The 24,456-nt window shown below is 66.9% G+C and carries 26 protein-coding genes and 2 pseudogenes; 11 read left to right on the forward strand and 17 right to left on the reverse strand.

Going from position 1 to position 24,456, the window contains the following annotated elements; translation table 11 throughout:
* Window positions 1-46 precede the first annotated feature (46 nt).
* The gene (locus IE160_RS07245) at window positions 47-2,965 is read left to right on the forward strand and encodes a DUF2207 domain-containing protein (RefSeq protein WP_191150660.1); all 2,919 of its coding nucleotides are present in this window, start codon (window positions 47-49) and stop codon (window positions 2,963-2,965) included.
* Here IE160_RS07245 and IE160_RS07250 read toward each other — a convergent pair.
* On the reverse strand, window positions 2,962-3,330 hold the full coding sequence (locus IE160_RS07250; RefSeq protein ID WP_224744407.1) for an HNH endonuclease: 369 nt from the start codon (window positions 3,328-3,330) through the stop codon (window positions 2,962-2,964). The two genes, IE160_RS07245 and IE160_RS07250, sit on opposite strands and share 4 nt — an antisense overlap.
* Before the next feature lie 30 nt (window positions 3,331-3,360).
* Window positions 3,361-4,155 carry a transglutaminase-like domain-containing protein gene (locus tag IE160_RS07255; protein ID WP_191150661.1) on the reverse strand — a complete coding sequence of 265 codons (795 nt, stop codon included), beginning with the start codon at window positions 4,153-4,155 and terminating at the stop codon, window positions 3,361-3,363.
* A 146-nt stretch (window positions 4,156-4,301) separates the two neighbouring features.
* Between IE160_RS07255 and msrB the strand changes: the two genes are divergently transcribed.
* Window positions 4,302-4,745 (forward strand): peptide-methionine (R)-S-oxide reductase MsrB, encoded by a 444-nt coding sequence (msrB, locus tag IE160_RS07260; protein ID WP_179872004.1) that lies wholly within the window; start codon window positions 4,302-4,304, stop codon window positions 4,743-4,745.
* A gap of 14 nt (window positions 4,746-4,759) precedes the next feature.
* Here msrB and IE160_RS07265 read toward each other — a convergent pair whose 3' ends face one another.
* Window positions 4,760-5,617, reverse strand: a complete 858-nt coding sequence (locus tag IE160_RS07265; protein ID WP_191150662.1) for an NADH:ubiquinone oxidoreductase subunit 4 (chain M) — start codon at window positions 5,615-5,617, stop codon at window positions 4,760-4,762.
* A 39-nt stretch (window positions 5,618-5,656) separates the two neighbouring features.
* Window positions 5,657-6,343 (reverse strand): TetR/AcrR family transcriptional regulator, encoded by a 687-nt coding sequence (locus IE160_RS07270; protein WP_191150663.1) that lies wholly within the window; start codon window positions 6,341-6,343, stop codon window positions 5,657-5,659.
* Between the two features lie 89 nt (window positions 6,344-6,432).
* Here IE160_RS07270 and IE160_RS07275 point away from each other — a divergent pair, with 89 nt between their 5' ends.
* Genes IE160_RS07275 through IE160_RS07285 form a run of 3 tightly spaced genes read left to right on the forward strand, consistent with a single transcriptional unit; the run spans window position 6,433 to window position 8,393 of the window.
* Window positions 6,433-7,140 carry an NAD(P)-dependent oxidoreductase gene (locus IE160_RS07275; protein WP_191150664.1) on the forward strand — a complete coding sequence of 236 codons (708 nt, stop codon included), beginning with the start codon at window positions 6,433-6,435 and terminating at the stop codon, window positions 7,138-7,140.
* Window positions 7,137-7,775 carry an LLM class flavin-dependent oxidoreductase gene (locus tag IE160_RS07280; RefSeq protein WP_191150665.1) on the forward strand — a complete coding sequence of 213 codons (639 nt, stop codon included), beginning with the start codon at window positions 7,137-7,139 and terminating at the stop codon, window positions 7,773-7,775. The genes IE160_RS07275 and IE160_RS07280 overlap by 4 nt, the downstream gene beginning before the upstream one ends.
* A 9-nt stretch (window positions 7,776-7,784) precedes the next feature.
* Entirely contained in the window at window positions 7,785-8,393 is a 609-nt protein-coding gene (locus IE160_RS07285; protein ID WP_191150666.1) for a pentapeptide repeat-containing protein, read from the forward strand.
* A 41-nt stretch (window positions 8,394-8,434) separates the two neighbouring features.
* Here IE160_RS07285 and IE160_RS07290 read toward each other — a convergent pair whose 3' ends face one another.
* Complete coding sequence (locus tag IE160_RS07290) at window positions 8,435-8,890, reverse strand: DUF5997 family protein (RefSeq protein WP_179872010.1); 456 nt, start codon at window positions 8,888-8,890, stop codon at window positions 8,435-8,437.
* A gap of 68 nt (window positions 8,891-8,958) precedes the next feature.
* On the opposite strand from IE160_RS07290, the gene IE160_RS07295 reads away from it, so the two are divergent.
* The gene (locus tag IE160_RS07295) at window positions 8,959-9,513 is read left to right on the forward strand and encodes a LysR substrate-binding domain-containing protein (RefSeq protein WP_191150667.1); all 555 of its coding nucleotides are present in this window, start codon (window positions 8,959-8,961) and stop codon (window positions 9,511-9,513) included.
* Between the two features lie 59 nt (window positions 9,514-9,572).
* On the opposite strand, the gene IE160_RS07300 is transcribed toward IE160_RS07295, so the two are convergent.
* From IE160_RS07300 to IE160_RS07325, 6 genes are all read right to left on the reverse strand, one after another.
* On the reverse strand, window positions 9,573-9,881 hold the full coding sequence (locus tag IE160_RS07300) for a nucleotidyl transferase AbiEii/AbiGii toxin family protein (protein WP_191150668.1): 309 nt from the start codon (window positions 9,879-9,881) through the stop codon (window positions 9,573-9,575).
* An 86-nt stretch (window positions 9,882-9,967) separates the two neighbouring features.
* Window positions 9,968-10,174, reverse strand: coding sequence for a hypothetical protein (locus IE160_RS07305; protein ID WP_191150669.1), 207 nt, complete (start codon window positions 10,172-10,174; stop codon window positions 9,968-9,970).
* Entirely contained in the window at window positions 10,174-10,749 is a 576-nt protein-coding gene (locus tag IE160_RS07310) for a helix-turn-helix domain-containing protein (protein WP_191150670.1), read from the reverse strand. Before IE160_RS07310 ends, IE160_RS07305 begins: the two co-directional genes overlap by 1 nt.
* 113 nt (window positions 10,750-10,862) lie before the next feature.
* Window positions 10,863-12,311 (reverse strand): threonine/serine exporter family protein, encoded by a 1,449-nt coding sequence (locus IE160_RS07315; RefSeq protein ID WP_224744408.1) that lies wholly within the window; start codon window positions 12,309-12,311, stop codon window positions 10,863-10,865.
* Between the two features lie 128 nt (window positions 12,312-12,439).
* The gene (locus IE160_RS07320; RefSeq protein ID WP_224744610.1) at window positions 12,440-12,931 is read right to left on the reverse strand and encodes a DUF4411 family protein; all 492 of its coding nucleotides are present in this window, start codon (window positions 12,929-12,931) and stop codon (window positions 12,440-12,442) included.
* Complete coding sequence (locus tag IE160_RS07325; protein ID WP_179872013.1) at window positions 12,931-14,088, reverse strand: ImmA/IrrE family metallo-endopeptidase; 1,158 nt, start codon at window positions 14,086-14,088, stop codon at window positions 12,931-12,933. The genes IE160_RS07320 and IE160_RS07325 overlap by 1 nt, the downstream gene beginning before the upstream one ends.
* 391 nt (window positions 14,089-14,479) lie before the next feature.
* Between IE160_RS07325 and IE160_RS07330 the strand changes: the two genes are divergently transcribed.
* Window positions 14,480-15,891 (forward strand): IS3 family transposase gene (locus IE160_RS07330; RefSeq protein ID WP_191151980.1). Its coding sequence is split into 2 segments (ribosomal slippage): window positions 14,480-14,816 and window positions 14,816-15,891, totalling 1,413 coding nucleotides; the frame shifts between segments, so codons are not numbered across the junction.
* A 17-nt stretch (window positions 15,892-15,908) separates the two neighbouring features.
* Here IE160_RS07330 and IE160_RS07335 read toward each other — a convergent pair.
* Entirely contained in the window at window positions 15,909-16,559 is a 651-nt protein-coding gene (locus IE160_RS07335) for a nuclease-related domain-containing protein (RefSeq protein WP_191150671.1), read from the reverse strand.
* Window positions 16,560-16,657: 98 nt separating this feature from the next.
* On the opposite strand from IE160_RS07335, the gene IE160_RS12785 reads away from it, so the two are divergent.
* The 3 genes from IE160_RS12785 to IE160_RS07350 are packed head-to-tail and all read left to right on the forward strand — an operon-like array spanning window position 16,658 to window position 19,206.
* Window positions 16,658-17,062 (forward strand): DUF2510 domain-containing protein, encoded by a 405-nt coding sequence (locus IE160_RS12785; protein ID WP_179872015.1) that lies wholly within the window; start codon window positions 16,658-16,660, stop codon window positions 17,060-17,062.
* A gap of 34 nt (window positions 17,063-17,096) precedes the next feature.
* Window positions 17,097-17,414 (forward strand): nucleotide pyrophosphohydrolase, encoded by a 318-nt coding sequence (locus tag IE160_RS07345; protein ID WP_179872016.1) that lies wholly within the window; start codon window positions 17,097-17,099, stop codon window positions 17,412-17,414.
* On the forward strand, window positions 17,401-19,206 hold the full coding sequence (locus IE160_RS07350; RefSeq protein ID WP_179872017.1) for a DUF2075 domain-containing protein: 1,806 nt from the start codon (window positions 17,401-17,403) through the stop codon (window positions 19,204-19,206). The genes IE160_RS07345 and IE160_RS07350 overlap by 14 nt, the downstream gene beginning before the upstream one ends.
* Window positions 19,207-19,391: 185 nt before the next feature.
* Here the strand turns inward: IE160_RS07350 and IE160_RS07355 are convergent, their stop codons facing one another.
* The gene (locus tag IE160_RS07355; protein WP_191150672.1) at window positions 19,392-19,928 is read right to left on the reverse strand and encodes a hypothetical protein; all 537 of its coding nucleotides are present in this window, start codon (window positions 19,926-19,928) and stop codon (window positions 19,392-19,394) included.
* A gap of 56 nt (window positions 19,929-19,984) precedes the next feature.
* Here IE160_RS07355 and IE160_RS07360 point away from each other — a divergent pair.
* Window positions 19,985-21,186, forward strand: a protein-coding gene (locus IE160_RS07360) for an IS3 family transposase (RefSeq protein ID WP_191150673.1) whose coding sequence is annotated in 2 segments (ribosomal slippage) — window positions 19,985-20,278 and window positions 20,281-21,186 — 1,200 coding nt in all. Because the reading frame shifts where the segments join, the coding sequence is not laid out codon by codon here.
* A gap of 10 nt (window positions 21,187-21,196) precedes the next feature.
* Here IE160_RS07360 and IE160_RS12725 read toward each other — a convergent pair.
* The 4 genes and pseudogenes from IE160_RS12725 to IE160_RS12555 form a co-directional block, all read right to left on the reverse strand.
* Window positions 21,197-21,601, reverse strand: a complete 405-nt coding sequence (locus IE160_RS12725) for a UvrD-helicase domain-containing protein (RefSeq protein WP_349815724.1) — start codon at window positions 21,599-21,601, stop codon at window positions 21,197-21,199.
* A 76-nt stretch (window positions 21,602-21,677) separates the two neighbouring features.
* Window positions 21,678-22,082: pseudogene (locus tag IE160_RS07370) on the reverse strand (integrase core domain-containing protein); the annotation flags it as partial.
* 36 nt (window positions 22,083-22,118) lie between these two features.
* A protein-coding gene (locus tag IE160_RS07375) for an IS3 family transposase (RefSeq protein ID WP_179872076.1) occupies window positions 22,119-23,371 on the reverse strand; the annotation gives its coding sequence in 2 pieces (ribosomal slippage) (window positions 22,119-23,089 and window positions 23,089-23,371; 1,254 coding nt in all).
* Between the two features lie 50 nt (window positions 23,372-23,421).
* A pseudogene (locus IE160_RS12555) lies at window positions 23,422-24,434 on the reverse strand (DDE-type integrase/transposase/recombinase); the annotation flags it as partial.
* Between the last annotated feature and the right edge of the window lie 22 nt (window positions 24,435-24,456).

Genomic DNA, 24,456 nt, shown 5'->3' on the forward strand with positions numbered 1-24,456 from the left:
CGATCGGCGCGCGAGCAGGGCCTCGAGCACTCCTAGACTCATCGGAGTGAGCGACGACCTTCATGACGACGAGCGCATCGCCGACGACCCCCCGCGGCACACGTTCCTGTGGGCTCTGCTCTCCGGGTGGCTGCTGTCGCTCGAAGCATGGTTGCGGTCGCACGGCGGCGAGGCGCTGCGCATCGGTATCCGCTTCTTCTGGGGCGCGGTCGCCGCGGTCGGCCTGTTCCTGCTCGTCGGCCCCGTCCTCAACCCGCCCCTCACGCTCGACGACATCACCTCGTCAGCCTCGACGGCGACCGAGACGTGGATCGCCCGCGACTTCGCCGCCGATTACACGGTCGATCTTGCCGACGACGGCACGCTCGTTGTCACTGTCGAGGAACGCATCACGGCCTTCTTCGGCGACGAGGTCGACGAGCGCGGCATCGAGCGCGTGCTCGCGACCGAGTACGAGGGGCACGCCCTCGCGCCGAGCGGCGTCTCGGCGACGCTCGACGGCGAGCCCCTCGACGTGGGCGAGACGGCGACCGCGACACGCCTGACGCTCGACCTCGACGCGGGCGAGCGACTGCAGGGCGACCACGAGTTCGTGCTGAACTACTCGCTGCACCACCTGGCCTACGAGACGACCGACCGCGCGACCGGCGAACCCGTGCAGTTGCTCGAGTGGGACGTCTTCGGCGCCTCCTGGCCGCAGGGCCTCGCGGGGCTCGACGTGACCGTGAGCCTTCCCGACGAGCTCGACGCGAACCTCGTGCGTCAGCCGCGCGGCAGCCTCGCGTGGACGATCGTGGGCGCGGGTGCGTGGCTCACGCCAGAGGAGACGAGCCCTGACGGGCGCACCGACTACGCGTTCAGCAACGACCAGAACATTCCCCCGAACGCCAACGCGTGGTTCACGGTCGTGTTCGAGCCGGGCAGCATCGTCATGCCCCCGCAGTCGCCGCTGTTCTGGGTGCAGACCTTCGGCCCGCTCGCACCTCTCGCGTTCCTGCTGGTCACCCTCCTCCTCGCGATCGCGGCGCGCGCGGTCGCGTGGAGCGACGCGAGGGGCCGACCGTGGTTCGTCGCCCGGTTCGAGCCGCCGAAGGGCATCACCCCGGGTCTCGCGGCGCACATCCTGCGCGCGCCTCACGCCCTCGAGCTCGCCGAGAGCCTCGACGAGATGCGCCACGCGCCCCGAAAGGGCAACGCGGATGCTCAGCACGCGCGCCTCCTCGCCGTCGGCCGCGCAGCCCGCCGCACAGGGCGCCTCGGCAACGTGCCGCGCGCGCTGCGGCTCTACGCGGACGGCCCCGAGCGTGCCCTGCAGCTGCAACGAGGGCTGCGGCGCATCCCGAGGGGGTTCGTGCGCGACACGTTCATCGCCGCCCCGCTCGCCCTCACGCTCGTGCAGTGGGGTCTCGTGCGGCAGCTCTCCTACCAGGCTCCGCTCGCGGTCGTGTGGTGGCCCGTCGCCTTCGTCGCCGCGTCGACCCTCATCGCGGCGATCGTGCTCGCGCTCGCCCTCACGGCGCGGCCGCTCACGACCGAGGGCGCCCTGCTCAAGCAGCATCTGCGCGGCATCGGGGTGTACGCGGAGCGGACGTCGCTGCTCGAGCGCGGCACCCTGCGCGAGGCCGTGCTGCCCTACGCCGTGCTGCTCGCGCCGCCACGCGAGGCGGGCGGGGCGATCACGCGGCGTGTCGAGACCGAGCTGGGCGGGCCCTTGCCCCGCCGCAGCTGGCACACGGGCGACTACCTGACCGGCCCCCGCCTCGCCGTCCGCGGCCTCGCGCTCCTCGTCGCCGTGGGCGCCATCGCGGTCGCCGCCGTCCTACCGAACCCCTTCGTCGGCCCCGACCGCTACCTCGCCTACACGGGCGACGTGCCCGGCAGCGCGTGGACCCAGGTCGAGTCGTTCGCCGTGAGCGCCGAGCTCAGCCGCGGCGACGACGGCCGCGCCGTGCTCGTCGCGACCGAGTCGCTCGAGGTGCTCTTCGAGGAGGGCAGCTCACTGCCGCCCCAGCTCGTGCGCAATTGGCGCAGCACCGTGGACGGCCAGGATCTCGAGCTGGGCATCCGGAGCGTCTCTCTCGACGGCGACCCCGTCGAGTTCGCGACCGAGACGGACGGCGACACCCTCGCGATGCGCACGGCCCTCGCCACGCCGCTCGCGGGACTGCACGAGGTGCGCATCGAGTACACGATGGCGTCCGCCGCCTACGCGACGCACGCGCACCCGGGTGGCGAGATTGTCGACCGCGTGCGCTGGGCGGCGCTGCTCGACGGCTGGGAGTACGAGTACGGCGGCGAGGACGGCCTGCTCGACCCCCTGCGTGTCGAACTGCGCGTGCCGCTCGAGCTGCTCGACGCGGCGACGCAAGCGGGCTGGACGACGATCGACACGGACTCCGCCGAGCGCGCCGCCGACTGGGTGCACGCGGTCGTCCCCTTCGGCGAGACCAGCGAGCTGGGCGACGGCGAGGCGGTTCTCGAGACGCTCGAGCGGGAGGACGGGATGCTCTCGCGCACGATCGTCCTCGGCCAGGACGAGCGCGAGGGGTACCCCTGGGAGCTCACCGTGCGCGACGTCGGCGCCATGCTCGACTTCCCTGCCGGCACGTTCGCGGGCCCCGACGCGGATGCCCTGCGGGCGACACAAGCCGGCACGATCTGGCCGGTCGTCGCCTCCCTCGCCCTCGGCGGGATCGGGCTCGCCCTCGCTCTCCTCGGGCTCGCACTCCTGGTGCGGCGCGGGCTGCCCGCCGCACCCCCGGGCGTGCTGCGCGACGCGCTGCGCTGGCTCGCGCCCGCTCTCGGCGTCGCGTCGTTCGCCGTCTTCGTGTGGCTCAGCATGGACGTCTCGGCCGACCACCCCGTCGTGGGCCCCACGGGCTGGGCCTGCGTCGCCGGGCTCGCGGGCGCGGGCCTCGCGCTGTGGCTCGCGTGGCGAAAGGGCTCCTCAGCGCACGAACCCTAGGAGGCGTCGGGCTCGAGGCCCGTCGTCGCGACGAGGTGCCCACGCACCTCCACGAGCCGCGTGAGGAAGGCGCGCTCGTCGAGGCGCTTGCGGCGCATCCAGCTCGTCGCCTCGTCGTTGCTCTTGCTCGCGTTGCACGAGCCGCACGCCGGCACGATGTTGTCGAGCGTGTAGCGCCCACCGCGCGCGATGGGCTGCACGCAATCGCGCTGCAGCGGACGGTCGGTCGCCCCGCAGTAGGCGCAGCCGCCCCACAGCTCGCGCAGGCTCGCCCACTGCGCGGGGCTGAGGTCGTGCTCGACCGCGGCCATGCGGCGCTTGCGGCGTCGCGCAGCCTTCGCCTGGCGTGAGTTCGGGTGCGGCACACCGCCAGGGTACGAAGCACCCGGCTCGATCTACCCGAGCGACACGAGTTCGGTCACGTCGTCGCTGGGCAGCTCGTCGACGACGGCGGTGACGGTGAGGTCGTCGAGCGTCGTGGCCGCACCGTGGATGCTGAGGAATGCAGTGTCGGAGGCGTCCCGCCCGGTCGCGATGCGCACGAGCGACGACCGCGGCGCGAGGGTCGTCGCATCGACGACGCACCAGCGGCCGTCGATGGCGGCTTCGGCGACGGCGTGGAAGTCCATGGGCGAGAGCCCGGGAGCGTAGACGGAGACGAGCCGCGCGGGCACGTTGAGCGCGCGCAGCAGGGCGACGACGAGGTGCGCGTAGTCGCGGCACACCCCATCGCCGGCGAGGAGCGTCTGCACGGCCCCGTCGGTGGGCAGGCTCGACCCGGGCACGTACTGCAGCCGCTCCCCCACCCACGAGCTCACGCCGAACAGCAGGTCGGTGCGGCTGAGGCCGTAGAACTCGCGAATCGCGGTCGGGGCGAGCGAGTCGGACTCGCAGTAGCGGCTGGGCCGCAGGTACACGACTTCGTCGAGGGGCGTCACGGCGAGCGGGTCGGCCCGACCGTCGACGGCCGCGCGGTAGGTCACCCGCACTTCCCCCTCGCTCACGTCGAGCAGGTGCAGGCGCGTACCGTGCGGGTCCACGATCTCGGTCACCTCGAGCGGGCGCCCCTCCTGCGTCACCTCGAGGTGCTCGTCGAGCATCGCGGTGGGCGCCTGCGCGGCGATCGAGAGCACGAGGCGCGCGGGGCCGCTCGCGGTGAGGGCCATCTCGGCGGTGGAGTGTCGACGCATCCGGCGATCATGTCAGGGCTGCCTCCATTGGCTCGGAGGGAACGCGCAGTCTGAGAGTTTCGCCGGAGCGGGAACCACGCAAAGCCCGGCGCGGTTGACTCGAGTAGCGCCGCGGCCCGCGGCACGAGCATCCTCAGGAGGACCCCATGTCGCAGGAGTACCGCGCCACCGCCGACGCCCTCAGCCGTCTCACGCCGATCCAGTACAAGGTCACGCAGAAGGATGGCACCGAGCCGGCGTTCCGCAACGAGTACCACGACAACAAGCAGCCGGGCCTCTACGTCGACATCGTCTCGGGCCAGCCGCTGTTCACCTCGCTCGACAAGTTCGACAGCGGCACCGGATGGCCCAGCTTCACGAAGCCGATCGAGCCCGGTGCCATCACGACGCGCAGCGACCGCACGCTGTGGATGACGCGCACCGAGGTGCGCTCGAGCGGTGCCGACAGCCACCTCGGGCACGTCTTCGACGACGGACCGCGCGACGCTGGCGGCCTGCGCTACTGCATGAACTCCGCCGCGCTGCGCTTCATCCCTGTCGACGAGCTCGAGGCCGAAGGCTACGGCGAGTACCGGCAGCTCTTCGCGTAGGGAGCGGAACGGGTTCAGCGCAGACCGAGTTCGACCGCGAGCTCGGTGCGGATGTGCTCGCGCAGTGCCTCGAGCTCGGGATACCGGTCGAAGAAGCGCAGCTTCTGCGCCGCGACCGTCGGCCCGTCGGCGGAGTCCTCGATGACGTACGTCATGAACGACTCGGCGAGATCCTCCCCCAGGTTCGTCGCCGCGTAGTCGCTCACGAAGTCTTCCTCGTAGGTCTCGTAGAACTGCCACGCGAGGTCGGGGTCGAGGTTCTCGACGTCGACCGCGTCGGGGTATCCCGCCCAGAAGGTGTCGTAGAACGTCCAGAGGTAGCTGTCGTCGGCCGCGCATCCTTCGACGAGGGCGAGCGTCGGACACGCCGCGTCGGTGACGAACTCGCCATCGTCGAAGCTGAGCACGTGTGCGTACTCGTGGATGAGCGTCGCGACGAGAAGCTGCGGGTCGTCGGCGACGGCGAGGTTGACGGCGAGGGTCCAGTACTGCGGGTCGGCGTCCTGGTAGACGTAGGCGAGAGTGTCGCTGTCGGGAGCGTCACCGGCGCGGTACTGGATGATCGACTCGCCTGCCGCGTCGGCGCCGACCATGCGCACGAACAGCTGCCACACCTCGGCGGCCGTACCGCTCGCCGCTGGTTCGAGGCTGGCGTCGGCGAGGACGTCGTAGACCTGCACCTCGCCGAAGTCCTCATCCGGCTCGGTCGGAATGCCGGAGGTGTCGGCGTGCTGCGCGGGCTCGTCGAGCGCCCACTCGAGCGCGGCGACGACCGCGCGTTCCGCCGCGGGGATCGCGACCCCGACCCCGACCCCGATGACGACGGCGAGGCCGACGAGCCCGGCGAGAAGAGGGGCGACGATGCGGCTCATGCTGGTGAGACTAGCGGCCGCACAGACGCTCGGCGCGCATCACCCGGCGGACGCGTCGGTGGGCTGCGCGTCGGGCGCGAGGGCGCCCAGGATGAGGTCGAGGCCCACGGCGAACTCGTCGGCGTAGGCGTAGTCGGGTGCCAACGCCCGCTGCGTCATCGCCTCGCTGAGCCAGGGGTAGTCGTCGCCCATGCTCGCGGCGATCCCCTCGGCGACATCGACGAGCTCCTCGTGCCCGTCGAACGGCAGCGACTGCTCTTGCAGGCAGTAGCCGTACAGGTAGCTGTCCAGCAGCGAGAAGGCGTGCAGCGCTCCCGCCACGCTGAAGCCTCCCGCTCTCAACGACCCGAGCACGGCGTCGTGGTGACGCAGGGTCGCCGGGCCCGGTGCGCGACGCGAGTCCATGAGGCCGACCGCCCACGGGTGCCGCGTGAGCACGGCGTGCGCGGAGTGGGATCGCGTCCGCATCTCCCCCGCCCAGTCGCCCGCGCCGGTCGGCAGCTCGATCTGCGCGAAGACCGCGTCGACCATTCCGTCGAGCAGATCGTCGCGATTCTTCACGTGGTTGTAGAGCGACATCGCCTCGACTCCGAGCGCGCCGGCGAGCGCCCGCATGGTCGTGCCGGGCAGCCCGGCGCTGTCGGCGAGCGCGAGAGCGGCATCCACGATGCGCTCCCGACTGAGCGGCCGGCGCGGAGCGGCACGGCGGCGCCCGGTGTCTGCCATAGGTGCCTCGAATCCTCGTCTTGCTTTGCTTACATCGTAAGTCTATGCTGACTTACACCGTAAGTGCCCGTCCGACACGAGGAGACACCATGACGACGCCCACCCTCCGCCGCATCTGCATCGTCGGGGCCTCCGGCAAGCTCGGCCAGTACATGATCCGCCACGCCCTCGACCGCGGCTACGAGGTCGTCGGCGTCTGCCGCGAGCGCAGCGTCGACAAGCTCGCCGACCTCGCCGACCGCATCACGATCGTGCCCGGCGACACGAACGACCGCAGCGTCATCCGCCGTGCCGTCGCCGGCTGCGACGGCGTACTGACCGTCCTCGTGCCGTGGGGCATGAAGAAGTACTCGTCGGGCACCGCGCAGGCCGTGCTCGACTACGCCGAACCGGATGCCCGGCTCGTGTTCTCCTGCGGCTGGCACGTCGCCCGCGATGAGCGCGACCGCTACTCGCGCCGCTTCCTCGCCCTCGTGCGCGTCTCCACGATCCTCGCCCGCCTCCTGCGCGTCATCGACATCGACGACCAGGTGGAAGCCGCTCGGCGCGTCTTCGCGAGCGACCGGCGCTGGACCCTCGTGCGCGGCAGCGACCTGGAGGAGGGAGAGAGCCAGGGCCTGCCCGTGTGGAGCCGCCACATCGGCGACCCCGTTCTCGCGAGCAACCTCACCCGGCGCACCGACTTCGCGCTCTTCATGGTCGAGGCCCTCGCCGACGACACCCTCATCGGCGAAGCGCCCGCGATCGTCGGCCGCCTCACCCCGAGCGCGCAGGAGCACCTAGCATCGACGGCATGAGCACTCCAGCCCGCATCGGTGTCATGCTTCCCCGCGACCTGCTCGCAGGCCACGTGATCGACTTCGTTCAGCGGGCCGAGCAGCTCGGGTTCCACGAGGTCTGGGTGGTCGAAGACCTCGGGTACCGCGGTGGCATCGCGCAGGCCGCGGTGGCGCTCGGCTGCACCACGAGCATCCGCATCGGGGTCGGCATCCTGCCGGCGGCAGCCCGCAATGTGGCCTTCACCGCCATGGAGATCGCCACCCTCGAAGCCCTGCACCCTGGTCGACTCGACGTCGGCATCGGCCATGGCGTGCCCGACTGGATGGCCTCGCGCGGCATCTGGCCACGCAAGCCGCTCACGTTCCTCGACGGGTACGTGCAGTCGCTCTCCGCGCTCCTGCGCGGTGACGCCGTGACGCTCGCGGAGGGCGCCGACCCCGTCGCGCTCGACCCCAGCGCGCTCCCACCGACCGTGCCGCCGATCGTGCTCGGCGTGCGGGGGCCGCGGTCCCTCGCCGGCGACGCGCAGCAGGTGCGCGCCCGGCTCGACGAGCTCGACTCGGCCGGCACGACCGACCACGTGCTCATCCCCGTCGGGGACGACCCAGTGGACGCGCTCGATAGCCTGGCAGGAGTGCTACCCGCCGCCTGAGGAGGCCCCGTGACCGAGCCCGCCCCGCCCGACCCCGTCACGACCGAACCTGCCACGGCCGCGAGCTCGCGCCCGGGCATCCGCGGATTCTTCGCCCGCAACCGAGACGACCTGTGGCTCGAGGTGATCGGCGGCGTGGTGCTCGCCCTCGTCGTCTCACTCGCCGTGTTCGCGCTCGACCAGGCGACCACCGCCGAGCGCGAATCGAACGCCGAATCGCTCGGCAACTCCCTCTTCGTGCGCGAAGCGGTCATGGCCGACAGCTCCGTGTTGCCGTTCTCGAGCCTCAACCTGCGCGGCGCGCAGCTCAGCGGCCTGCCCCTCGCCGGCGCCGACTTCTCCGACGCCGACCTGCTGGACGCCGAACTCAAGCGCACCGACCTCACGGGCGCCAACCTGAGCGAGGCCGACCTGACGAACGTCGACGTCACCGGCAGCATCTTCGTCGACGCCGACCTGAGCGAGGCGCTCCTGCGCAACACCGAGCTCACCAGCGCCGACTTCACGGGCGCCGACCTCACCGAGGCCGACCTCACTGGTGCGTTCTACGTCGAGGGCGAGCCGCCGGTCGGGCTCCCGCTCGACGGGCTGCGCGTCATGCCCGACACCGACGACTGACGTCGGCTCATTCCGTCCGTCGGCGTCCTCAGCTGGAGTCGTCAGTCGACCTCGTCCTCGTCCTCGTCCTGGTCGACCGGCGCGGCAGAGGTTGGCCGCTCCCCGATCGCAGTACCCGGCGGCCGACCACTGCCGGGAGCGTGCTTCTCGCGCTCCACGACGAGCCACTCGGGCCGCTCGTCGAGCAGCGCGCGAATCTCCTCCGTCGTCATCGAGTCGCTCACTCCCCCACGGGCGAGCGCCGAGTTCGAAACGCCCAGGCGGCGAGCCACCTCGTCGCGCGGGTGCGGCCCCTCGCGGCGCAGCGTCGAGAGCCACTCGGGCGGGTTCTCGTTCATCTCGCGCAGCGTCGAGCGCGACACCGGCTGCGCGCGGAAGTCTTCGGGCATCGCCGGCAGGAACACGCCGAGCTTCTTCGCGGCCGTCGCCGGGCTCAGCATCTGCTCCTTCTTGGGCTTCGGTTGCTGGCGGTTGTCTTCGCGCGGTGCGTCGGTCATGCACCCGAGCGTACTGATGATGGGATGCCCAAGGCTGAGTCGCCCGTCACCGCCGGTAGCCTGAGCCCATGCCCGACCCGCTCATCGTCGCCTTCGTGCCCGGAGTCACACCCGGCAAGTGGGAGCGCACGTGGCGGGAGCGCCGGCCGCGCGGGCGCCTCGAGCTGCGGCCGCACACGCAGGCGGAGGCGCTCGCGGCGCTCGATGACGGCAGCGTGCACATGGCGCTCGCGCGCGACATTGTCGCCGACGACGACCGGCATGCCATCCCCCTCTACCGGGAGGCGCCCGTCGTCGTCGCGCCGAAGGGCTCGCTCGTCGCCGGCGTCGGCGACCTCAGCGTCGCCGACCTCGCCGAGCTCGACGACGTGACCGTGCTGCCCGTCGACCTGCACGGGGGCACGGGCGCCGACGCGGTCGAGCTCGTCGCGGCGAACGTCGGCGTGGCCGTCATGCCGCAGTCGGTCGCCCGCGCGCACTCGCGCAAAGACGTCGTCGCCCGCCCCCTCAGTGGTGCCCCCGACACCGGTATTGCGCTCGTCTGGCCGACGCGCGACGCGCACCCGCTGTGCGACGAGTTCATCGGCATCGTGCGGGGGCGCACGGCGAACAGCTCGCGCTGAGCATCCCGCTGCTGCGTGGCCGGTCCGTTGGCGCGGGAGCATGACCGCCGACAGCTGACTTAGAGCAGACCTTCATCGGCAAACGGCGCCGGTGGCGGCGACTCAGCCGCGGGTAGCCCGACCATAAACACGCGCTCGACTCGCTCGTACGTGCGCGGCGTGAACTCATCCCCCGGATAGAACTCTCCATACAGTTCCTCGGCCTCGTCGACCGAGTCGACGCCGACGATCGTGAGCAGCTTCGCCACGTCGCCGATGTCGCGGTTACCTCGGTGCTGCAGGGCGTGCAGCTTCATCGCGAGCAGCGCTTCCGGGCTCGCCACACTGATCGTCACGCCGTCGAGCGTCCACAGTGTGCGCCAATGCACGTCACGACCCCACCGGGGGATGAACTGCTCAGCGTCGCTGTTCAACCAATTGTCGGGCCACGCACGCTCTGCCGCGATGTCACGGATTATTGGCGCCAGTTGCTGTTCGGGCGACAGCCGGGCGTCAGCCGGGCGTCAATGTCGACCGTCGTCGCACGCTCGATGTAGGCGAGGCGAAGCGCAGCACCTCCGATGATCTCGATCGTCGCTCCCGTGAGTCCTGCGCTGCGAACACGAGCGACGATCTCACGGAGCCCGTCGATGAGATCATCACGGTCCAGCCGAACGACCATCACGCACTCCGCAGTGCGCCCGCTTCGACGAGAAGGTTGCGGCGCTCGAAGGCCTCCGGCACATCGTCGGGTTGCGGCGTCAGGTCGTAGTCACTGATGATCAACGGCTGGGCGCTGGGCAGAATGCGCTGCTGCTCGTCGACCCATTCGGGTATCGGAAGTGAGCGATCTCGCAGGCGCCAGTCGGTCACGGCCGCGACAGCCGCCGTCCATGTCGGCTCCACATTCGGTGGTGGCGCAGACGCTGCGAGCAGCACGCATTCCACGGGCATGCAGACGGCGAGGCCGTCCGAGTAGTCGAGCAGCGCACGCCAAGCGCGATCACGATCTCCCGCCTCCAGTGCATCGTCGATGGCAAGCGCAGTCTCGGTAGCGTCAGCGAAAACGCTCGGGTAGATGACAACCCGATGACTGGTGGCTACGAGCCAGTTCTGCACAGTGTCGAGTCGCGGGGCCCTGCGCCGCCCTTCGATGAAGGAGATCGCCGACTGACTTGTGCCGAGGCGGCGCGCGAGTTCGCCTTGATCCCAGCCCCTACTCGTGCGAGCACTGCGCAACACGTCAATGAGGTCCATGGCGCCTCCTCTCAGGATCTATATCGTAATCGATATACTTGGTGGGCACCACGATTCATCCTGGTTGTGGATGAGGGTCAGCTCACACTGCTGGGAACCGCTGAGCAGGGGGGCTACCGCGCCCCGCGCGCTCGTCGGCCGGCGATCATCGCCTGACGGTCCAACCCGAACGTCCGGCGGGCCGCGAACCCTCCGATCGCGGTTCCCGCAGCGAGTCCGATACCCGTCGCGATGGCGTCCACCGCCGCGGGCAGCGCCTCCATCACCCCGGTCGTCGAATCCACAAGCACGTACAGCGCGCTGTACACGGCAAGACCGGGGATCAGACCGATGATGGCCGCCGTCGTCGTCGCACCTTCGGGAACCTTGATCCAGCGGTAGGTGAGGTAGCCGATGACGCCCGCCGCCACCGCGGCGATGCCCGGCGCCAAGCCCGGCTGATCCACGTACGGCGACACCAGCAGGAACACGGTGAACACGAGAGCCGTCGCGGCCGCCATGAGCGGCACCAGGCGCAGCCGCACATACGACGTGAGCGCGAACCCGCATCCGATGAGCGCCGCACCCACCACCCCGGAAACCAGGCCGATACCGTCGCCGAGAGACGTCGACACCGCCACCGGAATGCCCATCCGCAAGGCGATGCCCAAGACGGCCGAAATGCCCACGGCGAGGCCGAGAGTGAGCATGAACACTTCCATGCCTCGCGCCGTCGCCGTCACGTAGTACCCGTCGATCGCGTCGCGCGCGGCCGCCGTGAGCCCCAAACCAGACAGCAGCATGACGATTCCCGCGATGACGATGACCGTCGGCGCATCCGACCCCGGCAGCTCGATGCCCACCGAGCGCAACCAGAACAGCAGCACCGCGATGCTCGTCGTCGCCACAGCGGCCGCCATCTGAGCGAAGAAGCCGGGCACCGACCACTTGCCCAACTGACGCGTGATGAGGTCAGAGATCACCGCAGACACTGCGGCGACGAACACGAGCACCAGTCCCACATCGAACAGCACCACAACCCCGGCAGCCAGAATCGCTTTGCCCGCGGTCACCACCCAGCGCCGGTACGGGTGCGGGCTCGACAGAATCGTGGTGAGCCGCTCGCGGGCAACCTCAACGGTGGGCCGCATGCCGTCGCCGGTGATCTCCTCGATCAGCAGGTACACGTTCTGCAGCCTCGTGTAGTCCGTGGTGCGCACCTTCACGATCCGCATGACCGACACCGGGTCCTCGTTCATGCCGCGATGCACCGAGACGGTGATCGACGTGAACGTGATGTCCACGTGCATGCCGCTCACCCCGTACGCGTCGCTGATGCGCAGCACCATCGCCACCACGTCGGCCGCCGACGCGCCCGTCGCGAGCATCGCCTCGCCCACCCGCAGGCACAGGTCGATCACGAGGCGCACGTGGCGCTGAGACGGCTGCCCGTCGCCGCCGGCCACCGAGATCACCTGGGTGGGAGCGGTCGACCCCCGCAGTACCCCGTCAGCGATCTGCAGAATCGACCGATTCTTCCGTCGCCAGGGCACCCTGCGTCCGTTGTCGCTGCTTTCACCCACTGCACCAGGGTACGGGCCCGCAGTTCAGCGCGCGCCGCGAGCCGACGAGCTCACATGCGCACGTCGCACGCGGCTCATGACAGCGCAACCCCGCGATTGTTCATAATCGGGATGCTCTGCCTCGCGATTCACGCCCGAACTAGGTGAAGCCCGAGTTCGCGGAACAACTCGAACGGCTCGCGCAGTTCGACTCCGAAGGCGCTACACACGTCTGGGATCTTGATCGTCTTCTTGCCTTCCGGCTGAGCAACTTCGTGGGTGACGACGGTATGCGCGCCTGCGAATGCTTGGGCGAGAAGACGATAGTCCGCTGAGGCGAGGAAGTCGGTTCTCGCTTCCTGTCGGAATCGGGTTTCCCCGGTCATCGCCCATCCTGCGAGCTTGCGAAGCGCGACGATGTCGGCGGCGGTCTCCTCCATCCAGAACTCGCTCGGCAGCTGTCGCGCCCAGTCGCTGAGCTCATCCTCTTGGGCAAGCAACTCTTCTCGCACGGCAACGACGGAACGCAGATCGCAAGTGGCGTACTCCTCCGCGATCCATTCCCAGAAGCCTGGGACGAAGTCAGTGCCGTAGTAGGTGTTCTTGGCGGTGATGAAGATGTTCGCGTCAAGCAGGTGCATCACAAGCCCAACTGTTCGGAGTACTTGCGAAGCTGCTCCGCACTGCGAAGGCCGAGTACCCGAAACGCATCGGTGTAGGAAGTTCCGCCTTCGCGAACGTCAGACAGAACAGCGCGAGACAGTCGCTCCCCCACCCTGAAGGGCTGATTCAGATAGAAGTCGCCGCCGCCGGCGTTCTTCTGGCGCTGATAGCTGAACGCTTCGGCCGCTCTTCTTTCCTCACGCGCATATATGGCATCGAATCCGCTCGTCTCAATGAGGTGAAGGTCGCGCAACCTGATCAGAATGACCAGGGTGCTGCACATGTATCGCCCCGCGAGGCGATCGAGCTCGTCCTCGAAAGGAGGCTCCCGACGAAACTGAGACCTCAGATCTGTGGCGGGTGCGAGCATCTCAGCAGCGAAAGCGTTGCACCAGCTCTCGACCCCAAACCCGTTCGTATTCGGGTCCTCGTCGCTCACTCCCGTCTTGCCCAGCATCACGTGACCGTACTCATGCAGAAACGTGAAGATCTGCCCACTCAGGGAGTCCCCGCTGGCATTGACGAAGATCAGCGGCACGCGGTCGTCGGCCAAGGTAAACCCGCGGAACTCATCACGGTCGAGCATTCGATGGTTGTCGTTTCCCACCATGCTCGTGATAACGACAAGGCCCCCGAGTTCTTCAAACTTTCGACGCAAGTGATTGCGCGCGTTCTCGCGAGTCTTCAAGCGAGCTCGATCAGCAACCTCGAAAGACAAGTGTTTGGCGGCAGCGGTCGCAACAGACCCCGGCTCATCGCTTTCGTGCGCTCGAGGGATCGCCGCATCGCCGAGCCCGAGCTTCAGCGCGTAGTCCGTGAACCATGCCTGACGCCTCACGCTGAGGTCGATGACGTCGAGGAGTTCTTGGCTCGGGGTGACTCGATCGCCAGAACGGCCAAGACGGTAGTCCGGTATCGGAAGCTCCACATCTGGCGGTTCGCTCAGGAAGAAGACGCCAAAGGGGAGGTGGGTGTACCTCGCCAGCTCCTCGACTTGGCGAACCGTGGGTTCCCGGGACTCTGCGAGCCACTCATGCCAGGCCGGAAACTTCTTCTCCAGTGCCTCAGCGTCACGCTTGGAGCGCTCTTGTGCCCAGAGAAGCAAGGAAGGCGCTACTGCGACTCGTGCGCTCATTCGCTGCCCTCCTACCTACTCGCGACTCCCCCATGAGGCTGATCTACAGCCTAGGGTCGAACGATCCGATCGCCAGAGAGTCGAGCGATGTGAAATTGACATCCCCATCTCTCCTGCGAGTCATGATGTTGCCACCAACCCCTGACAGCGCTGCACCCCGAGCGCCGTCCTTATTTGCGTTTAGCGGCCTAAGTGCAAGCAACGGCACTCGCTGCTTTCCCTTGCAGACCGAAGAGGCACCTTCACGCCGCCCGAAACCGCCGCCCTACGTGTCAGGGTTGGGTGAGGCCAGTCGCTCGGAGCAAGTCCGCTGTTTGACGTAGGGCGGAGAACCAGGAATTCAACCATCATGTCCAGTCCGTCTTTGATCGCCGTGCGCGACGATAGCCTCATGACCAACGAAAGTCCCGGGCCCCGAGCTGGGGGTCCGGCGTCGCGGCGTTCGTTCACCCCGGCGCAAAAACTTGACCACCTCGCGGCCTACGAGGACGCGATCCTCCGCAACCAGGGAGGGGCGTATCTGCGTGAGCAGGGTATCTACTCGTCGCAGGTCACCGAGTGGCGCAAGCTCCGCGACGCCGGAGTCCTGGCCGGGAAGAAGCCCGGTGAGAAGATCGGCCGGCTGACCGCGGAGCAGGCCGAGATCGCCCGGTTACGGCGCCAACTCGACCAAGCTGAACAGCGTCTCGCGACGACGGAAGTTGCTCTGACCATCATGGGAAAAGCGCACGAGCTCTTGGAGAATTTGTCCAAGAGCTCGCGGGACGAACCCCCGCACACGAGCTCCTGATGACCGCCTACGTCGAGTTGACCGGGTCGGGCACCTCGACCCGGACCGCAGCACGGCTGACCGGGGTGTCGCGGGCGACTGCGACCCGCAAATCACCGCCTGTGGCTCTGCCTCGGGTGCGCGTCACGCCGGCGAATAAGCTCTCCGTTCTCGAGCGTGCCCGAATCCTGTCGGTGGTGAACTCGCCCAGGTTCGTGGACCTGCCACCGATCCAGATTTTCGCTCAGCTTCTCGATGAGGGCATCTATCTCGGCTCGATCTCCACGATTTACCGGGTTCTGACCGAGAACGCGCAGGTGAAGGAGCGCCGCCGGTTGGCTAGGCACCCGGCCCGGGCGGTCCCCGAGCTGGTCGCGACCGCGCCCGGTCAGGTGTATTCGTGGGACATCACGAAACTGCCGGGCCCGATCAAGGGCAAGTATTACGACTGCTACGTCATGATCGACATTTTCTCCCGCTATGTCGTCGGCGCCTACGTCCACACCTCCGAATCGGCGATCCTCGCGGTCGAGATGATGACAGAGACGTTCAAGATCCACGGCACCCCACAGGTCGTCCACGCCGACCGGGGAACCTCTATGACCTCGAAGACCGTCGCGGCGTTGTTGTCGGATCTGGAGGTCACGAAGTCGCACTCGAGACCCCGGGTGAGTAACGACAACCCTTACAGCGAGAGCTGGTTCAAGACCCTCAAATTCGCGCCCGTGTTCCCCGAACGCTTCGAATCCGTCGGTCAAGCCCGGGCCTTCATGGCCGAGTTCGTCGAGGGCTACAACCACACTCACCGGCACATCGGCATCGGGCTGAACACCCCCGCCGACGTCCACTACGGCCTCGCCGCAGCCAAAGCCGCCGAACGGTCAGCGACCCTCGCCCTCGCTCGCGCGCAGAACCCAGAACGCTTCAGCAGCAACCTTGACCCGAAAATCCTCGCCCTGCCCGGCACGACCTGGATCAACAAGCCAACCGAACAAGAAGCCGGAGAGGAACCCGCACCGAAACTAGCCGCCTAAAGACCCGCTGGCCTCATTCACCTTGACAAATTCCGCCGCGCCAGTACCTCCACCGTCGCCGTCACGTCACACACCGCTTCCTGCGGCGCACTCAATACCTTCACCAGCTTCTTCGGCCACATCACGTCGACCCCGCGCACTGTGAACGACCCGCCGACGAGCGGCCAGTCGGCGTCGACGAAGCACAGCACCCCGCGCACTGGCACGTCTCCCACCGCCTCCTGCACATGCGCCACCTGCTTGAGTACACCCTCGACGAGCGCCGTCTTGTCGCTCCCCCGCACGAGCAGCTTCTCCACCCGCGGCCGCAGAATGCCACCCTCGACCCGCAGCTCCGGCCGCCTGTCCTGGTACCGCTTCGAGTCGATCACCCACACCCCGCCCGGCGTGACGACAAGGTGGTCGATGTTGGCTTTCGAGCGCGGAATCTTGCGATCATGCAGCACCCGGATGCTCTGCCCCGCGACCGCGTCCACCACAGCCGCGACCCGCTCCTCGCAGATAGCACCCGAACTCCACGCTCGCGTGCTCTGACGCTCCGGCGTCAGCGCCACGGCGATGGTGCCGAGCTTGCCCCAGGATGCCCGGGTCGCCGCCTCATCCTTGGCGCGGCGCCTCTCGTACTCGCGTCGAGCGGATCCTCCGGCGGTGCCGTTCTCGTCAGTCATGGTTCGACGGTAGGAGAAGTCGAGGGGGGCTCGGCAGCCCCCGTCCTGGGCGCGTCTAAGCTGATGAAGATTCTAGGTTCTTCAGTCGAGAGGCAAGTATGTCCACTCTGCCCGTATCGGGCTGGTACGAAGACCCCGAAGATGGCACACGGGAGCGCTGGTGGAATGGTTCTAAGTGGACTGACCTCCGGCGCGAGAAGCCTCTGCCACCTCCGACAGTTCCCGATCATCGCGGGTCAAGTGCGCCGGCATCAAGCAACCCGTGGGCCATCGTTGGAATCGTGATGGGGTTCGTCTCTCTGCTGTACAACCCGGTATTGATTCCTTCCACCCTGGGCATTGTGTTCAGTGCGCTAGGAATTGCACGTGCGAACAGTCTTGGCGAAGCAACAGGGCAGAGAGTTCAGTTTCCGACCGCAGTTGTCGGTCTCACTCTGAGCCTCGTTGGCGCGTTCTTGTTCCTGATCAACGTGAGCGTCTCCCTCAGCAACCTCAGCTTCTGAGACCGTCGGCCACGATGCGCGATAGGTTCTCAGCATGACCGACGCCGCCCGCGACGCCCTCCGCGCGTTCGTGGCCGAACGCGACTGGGCACAGTTCCACTCCCCCGAGAACCTCGCCAAGAGCATCTCCATCGAGGCCGGCGAACTGCTCGAGTGCTACCAGTGGAACGCCGACGCGGACCCCGAAGCCGTGCGCGACGAGCTCGCCGACGTGCTCAGCTACTGCCTCATGCTTGCCGACAAGCTCGGCCTCGACCCCGAACAGATCGTGCTCGAGAAGCTCGAGCGCAGCCGCGCCAAGTATCCGGCCGACAAGGCGCGCGGGCGCAGCGAGAAGTATGACCGGCTCTAGCATCGAGCGGCTCCCCTTCGACCGCGACGCCGTCCGCGTGTGGAGCGCGCTCGACACGCGCCACCGCAACTGGCCGACCGTTTACGTCATCGACGGAGGCGGCACGAGCGGCACCGGGACCGGCAAGCCCACCGCTAAGACCCTCGACGACGTCTACGTCGGCGAAACCGTCAACGCCGCCGCCCGCATGCTGCAGCACCTCGACTCCCCCACCAAGCAGCACCTCACCAGCGTCCGCGTAGTCCTTGACGACCGCTTCAACAAGTCCGCCTGCCTCGACCTCGAGTCGCACCTCATCCGCCTCCTCGCTGGCGACGGCACCTACCGCGTGCTCAACCGCAACGAAGGCATCACCGACTCCGACTACTACGAGCGCGAGCTCTACCGCGAGTCGTTCCGGGACGTGTTCGAGCAGCTGCGCGCCGAAGGCATCTTCAGCCGCAGCATCCCCGAGATCGAGAACAGCGACCTGTTCAAGCTCTCCCCCTACAAGGCGCTCACCGACGACCAGGCGGCCGCCGTCGAAGACATCGTCGAAGGCCTCCTCGACGACGTCGACAAGAACATCGGCGACCTGCTCGTCGTGCAAGGCGAACCCGGCACCGGCAAGACCGTCGTCGCCATCTACCTCATGAAGCTGCTCGCCGACATCGCCGCATCCAAGCCCGACGACGAGCCCGACGCCGACTCCGTCTTCGCCGAATTCTTCACCGACGAGAACCGCGTGCTGCTCAAGGACTTCACCGTCGGGCTCGTCGTACCCCAGCAGTCGCTGCGTAAGAGCATCCAGGCCGTGTTCCGTCGCACTCCCGGCCTCCACCCGCGCCAAGTGCTCACCCCGTTCGATGTCGGCGGCAGCGACACCCACTGGGATCTCCTCATCGTCGACGAAGCTCACCGCCTCAACCAGCGCGCCAACCAGGCCTCCGGCGTGCTCAACAAGAAGTTCGCCGACAACAATGTGCGCCTGTTCGGCGCCGACGACCCCGCCAAAACGCAGCTCGACTGGATCCGCGCCCGCAGCCGCCACCAGCTGATCATGGTCGACCCCGAGCAGAGCGTGCGCCCCGCCGACCTGCCGCCCGAACTCATGCGCGCCCTCGTCGACGACGCCAAAGCCGACCACCGGCACTACCCGCTCACCTCACAGCTGCGGGTCCGCGCCGGCGAGGACTACATCGGCTGGGTGCGCAGCATCCTGCGCCCCGGGCTCCCGCTACCGGATGCTCCGCCTCCCGCACCCCGCACCTTCGAGGGCTACGACCTGCGGTTCTTCGACGACCTCGGCGAAATGCACGACGCCATCCGCGAGCGCGACACCGAACACGGGCTTGCGCGCCTCGTCGCCGGCTACGCGTGGGAGTGGAAGAGTCGCAGCGACCCGACCGCCTACGACATCGAGCTCGACGGCCGCCAGCTGCGCTGGAACACCACCGCCACCGACTGGATCGCCTCGAAGACTTCTCTCGACGAAGTCGGCTCGATCCACACCGTGCAGGGCTACGACCTCAACTACGCCGGCGTCATCATCGGCAACGACCTGCAGTGGGACGAGGATGCTCAGCGCCTGGTCGTCGACCGTGACAGCTATTTCGACAAGAAGGGCAAGGAGAACAACCCGACGCTCGGCAAGACGTATAGCGATGAGGATCTGCTGCGGTACGTGTCCAATGTGTATGCGGTATTGATGACGAGGGGGATCCGGGGGACATACGTTTACGTTTGCGGTCAGCACCTATCTGATCGCCTGAAGGCCCTCTTCGTTCACAAGTTCGATCGCCACTCGCAGTGACCACATCGCGACGAAGAGTCTGACGAATCGCCGAGTACGCTCGGTCGGCCAATTGCTTGACGGTCACTCTCACCCAGCATCCATCATTGCGAGTAGCACCGTACCTCAGCGATCGCGGTCGTATGCTTCCGAAGAGCGAGTAGCGCAATTGCGGAACGTAGTGCGCGCAGAAGTCGAGGCCACTCTCAAAGCTCATCCTCGAGGCCTGCCAAGTCGAGCGGCCTGTCGTCTCCAAGGCGCCCGCACAACCACTTTGCCCGGGTAACGGCAACATAGATGATGCAATGGTCCTCGAAATCCTGCTGAAGACCCCCCTCTAGCATCGCAACTTGAGCCGACGACAAGACAACTCCCACGCGTGACCACTCCTGGCCCTTCGCTTGAAAAACGGTCAGACCGGGAATGAGATCGGTTCTCGGGAGGCGCGCAGCGATCTGGGCGATCTGCTCGACTAGCGCAGCCTCCTTACTTGGGTCGCCTAGTCTGCTGGGCCTGCGCACACCCAAAGACTTAACGGTGTCGCGCAGTGCATCCAGGACTGTGACAGCATCTTCGCCAGCCATTAGGCGGGCGACCAACGGCTCCATGATCTCTCGCTGCTTCTGCAGGAAAGAGTCACGATCTATTTTGAGCTTAGCTATCGCGCTTTCTCGGCCATGCGCGTTTTCGCCGAGTCGAGACTTCGTGACGACATCAAGTAGAAGCAGAAGGGTCTGCTGCACGGATAGGTGACATCTGACATGGCTTGCCCGAGGGGTGGGCCTGGAAGGATGCCATCGTGCCTAAGCCTTATCCGAAAGAGTTCCGCGATGACGTCGTGCGCGTCGCGGAGAATCGCGAACCGGGAGTGACGGTCGAGCAGATCGCGAACGATTTCGGGGTTCACCCGATGACGCTCACGAAGTGGCTCGCCCGCTCCCGCGCTACCCGGCAGGCTGCCGAGTCGGGGTCGCTGTCCCCGGGCGATCGTGATGCCGAGTTGCGGGAGCTGCGTCAGCGTAATCGGCTGCTCGAGCAGGAGGTCGAGGTGCTCCGCCGCGCGGCGGCGTATTTGGGGCAGGCCCATCTGCCGGGAAAAGGTTCTACCCGCTCGTGACAGAGCTCGCCGCTGACGGGATACCCGTGACGGTGACGTGCCGGGTTCTCAAGCTCTCCCGCCAGCCCTACTACCGATGGCTGAAAAAGCCGATCACGAACGCTGATCGGGTGGAGGCGTATCGCGCGAACGCGCTGTTCGATGCTCACCAGGATGACGCGGAATTCGGGCATCGGCTGCTGGCCGACGAAGCTCGCGACGCCGGAGAATCGATGGCTGATCGGACGGCGTGGCGGATCTGCCGCGACAACGGCTGGTGGAGCGCGTTCGGAAAGAAGCGCGGCAGGAACGGCAAGAAGGCAGGCCCGCCAGTCCACGACGACCTCTGCGCGGTCGTGGACGAGACCGGACGCATCCGGCATGAGTTCACCGCCGATGGCCCGAACCGGCTCTGGCTGACCGACATCACCGAACATCGAACCGGGGAAGGCAAGCTCTACCTCTGCGCCGTCAAAGACGTGTTCGGGAACAAGATCATCGGCTACTCGATCGACTCGCGGATGAAGTCAAGCCTGGCCGTTCGAGCGCTGGAGAACGCCGCTCAGATGCGCGGCGACGTCGCCGGCTGCGTGATCCACAGCGACCGAGGCAGCCAATTTCGAAGCCGGAAATTCCTCCGAGCGATCAGCCGTCACCGCATGGTCGGATCGATGGGCAGAGTCGGCGCTGCGGGAGACAACGCCGCGATGGAATCGTTCTTCTCGCTGTTGCAGAAGAACGTCCTCAACCGCCGCTCCTGGGGCACCCGCGACCAGCTGCGCATCGCGATCGTCACCTGGATCGAACGCACCTACAACCGGCGACGCCGGCAAGCCGCTCTGGGCCGATTGACCCCGGTCGAGTTCGAGGCCATCATGAACACGCCAGCCGCACTGGCTGCGTGACTAAACCGTGTCACCTATCCGTGCAGCAGACCCGAATCGCAGCATCTGACTTGTTTTCGACGTTCCGAAAGGCCAATGGTAGGACGTTGTCCCCGACTCTCCATAGATCTCGCCAGCGTCGCGCCAGTGCAACATCAATGTCTTCACTTGAGATAGGTGGCAAGCTCGCCTTCTCGCCACGTCGGAGAGCGGCAGCAAGCTCTGGCATTTGTGTGCCATGAAATCGGAAAGACTGACTAAGGATTCGACAGTTGAACCGGTCAGTGGTCGCCTCCAACAACTTCGCAACGAGATGAGGCTGCGCGCCCCTCCATTTGTAGAGTGCCTGCCAGGGGTCTCCGATCGTAGTCACAGACGAACCCGAATCGGCCGCAAGTCGAGCGACCTCTATGTCAAGCTCGTCAGCGTCGTACACCTCGTCGATGATGATTGCTCTGTAGCTACTGGAAAGCCAATCGGAATTTGTCAAGGTGAATGAGGCCAGCGGGTCTTTAGGCGGCTAGTTTCGGTGCGGGTTCCTCTCCGGCTTCTTGTTCGGTTGGCTTGTTGATCCAGGTCGTGCCGGGCAGGGCGAGGATTTTCGGGTCAAGGTTGCTGCTGAAGCGTTCTGGGTTCTGCGCGCGAGCGAGGGCGAGGGTCGCTGACCGTTCGGCGGCTTTGGCTGCGGCGAGGCCGTAGTGGACGTCGGCGGGGGTGTTCAGCCCGATGCCGATGTGCCGGTGAGTGTGGTTGTAGCCCTCGACGAACTCGGCCATGAAGGCCCGGGCTTGACCGACGGATTCGAAGCGTTCGGGGAACACGGGCGCGAATTTGAGGGTCTTGAACCAGCTCTCGCTGTAAGGGTTGTCGTTACTCACCCGGGGTCTCGAGTGCGACTTCGTGACCTCCAGATCTGAATCCCCCCGGCGTGTTCGGAGAGCGTATTGCTGGTGTCAGCCCGCTTGTTCGAGGGGCTCGGTCAGAGCATATTCGAGCTGCTCCAGTTCGATCGGGGTGAGGTCATCGATCGAACTGTGGATGCGTTCGGTGTTAAACCACTGCACCCAGTCCGCGGTCGCGGCCTCGACCTGATCGACGTTTCGCCAGGGCCCTTCGTGATGGATCAACTCGGTCTTATAGAGTCCGATCTGGGACTCCGCGAGGGAGTTGTCGTAGGCGTCGCCGACGGATCCAACCGAGGGGTCGATGCCTTCCTCGATCAGGCGGTCGGTGAAGGCAATGGACGTATAGACGCTGCCGGCATCGGTGTGATGCGTCAGTCCGGCGAAGTCGGCGACGCCCTCGCGGCGCCTGGTCCAGAACGCCATCTCCAGGCAGTCGAGCACCAGCGGCGTCGTCATTCTCGTCGCCGCCCGCCAGCCCAGGATGCGGCGGGAGTGAACATCGAACACGAACGCGACGTAAACCCATCCGGACCACGACCACACGTAGGTGAAGTCAGCGACCCAGAGTTGGTTCGTGCGGAACCTGGCGAAATGCCGATCGACAAGGTCGGCAGGTCTGGTCTCGCGCGGGTCAGCATCGACCGGATTGGTGCGTTTCCCACGTCGCACGCCAGCGATGCCGAGCTCGCGCATGAGGCGCTCCACCGTGCAACGGGCAATGTCGTGGCCCTCGCGGCGCAGACGCAACCAGAGCTTCCGAGCGCCCAGCACGCGCCGTTGCCGCTGCCAGCAGCCCAGCACGATCGGCTTCCACCGCTCATCGGACACCTGCCGCGCTGAGGGTCGACGCTTGCGGGCGTCATAGTAGGTCGATGGGGCGATCTTCACCTCATGCTGGGTGAGCACGGCGCAGATCGACTCGACACCCCATCGCAGGCCACCATCATTGCGGTCCTTGTGGTCGGTGATGAACGCGACTATCGCTTCGCTGGCCGGTCGAGTTCGGCCGCGAAGAAAGCCGAAGCCGCCTTCAATATCTCGTTCGCCCGCCGCAACTCGGCGTTCTCTCGTTTGAGCTTCTTGATCTCCGCCTGCGCCTCGGTGGTCACCCCCGGCCGTTGGCCGACATCGACCTGCTGCCGCCGAATCCAGGTTCGGACCGTTTCGGGCGAGCCGATGCCGAGCATGCCGGCGACCGCGGTGATCGCGGCGTGCTCGCTGGGATAGTCAGGCCGCACCTCGGCGACCATGCGGACTGCGCGCTCACGAAGCTCGCGCGGATACTTGTTGGGTCGTGCCATGAGACTGATCCTTCCAAGGAATCGAGTCTCCGAACACGCCGGGGGGATTCATCCGACAACAACGCCGCGACGGTCTTCGAGGTCATAGAGGTTCCCCGGTCGGCGTGGACGACCTGTGGGGTGCCGTGGATCTTGAACGTCTCTGTCATCATCTCGACCGCGAGGATCGCCGATTCGGAGGTGTGGACGTAGGCGCCGACGACATAGCGGGAGAAAATGTCGATCATGACGTAGCAGTCGTAATACTTGCCCTTGATCGGGCCCGGCAGTTTCGTGATGTCCCACGAATACACCTGACCGGGCGCGGTCGCGACCAGCTCGGGGACCGCCCGGGCCGGGTGCCTAGCCAACCGGCGGCGCTCCTTCACCTGCGCGTTCTCGGTCAGAACCCGGTAAATCGTGGAGATCGAGCCGAGATAGATGCCCTCATCGAGAAGCTGAGCGAAAATCTGGATCGGTGGCAGGTCCACGAACCTGGGCGAGTTCACCACCGACAGGATTCGGGCACGCTCGAGAACGGAGAGCTTATTCGCCGGCGTGACGCGCACCCGAGGCAGAGCCACAGGCGGTGATTTGCGGGTCGCAGTCGCCCGCGACACCCCGGTCAGCCGTGCTGCGGTCCGGGTCGAGGTGCCCGACCCGGTCAACTCGACGTAGGCGGTCATCAGGAGCTCGTGTGCGGGGGTTCGTCCCGCGAGCTCTTGGACAAATTCTCCAAGAGCTCGTGCGCTTTTCCCATGATGGTCAGAGCAACTTCCGTCGTCGCGAGACGCTGTTCAGCTTGGTCGAGTTGGCGCCGTAACCGGGCGATCTCGGCCTGCTCCGCGGTCAGCCGGCCGATCTTCTCACCGGGCTTCTTCCCGGCCAGGACTCCGGCGTCGCGGAGCTTGCGCCACTCGGTGACCTGCGACGAGTAGATACCCTGCTCACGCAGATACGCCCCTCCCTGGTTGCGGAGGATCGCGTCCTCGTAGGCCGCGAGGTGGTCAAGTTTTTGCGCCGGGGTGAACGAACGCCGCGACGCCGGACCCCCAGCTCGGGGCCCGGGACTTTCGTTGGTCATGAGGCTATCGTCGCGCACGGCG

Source organism: Chryseoglobus sp. 28M-23, assembly GCF_014789785.1.
GTDB classification, from domain to species: Bacteria; Actinomycetota; Actinomycetes; order Actinomycetales; family Microbacteriaceae; genus Microcella; species Microcella indica.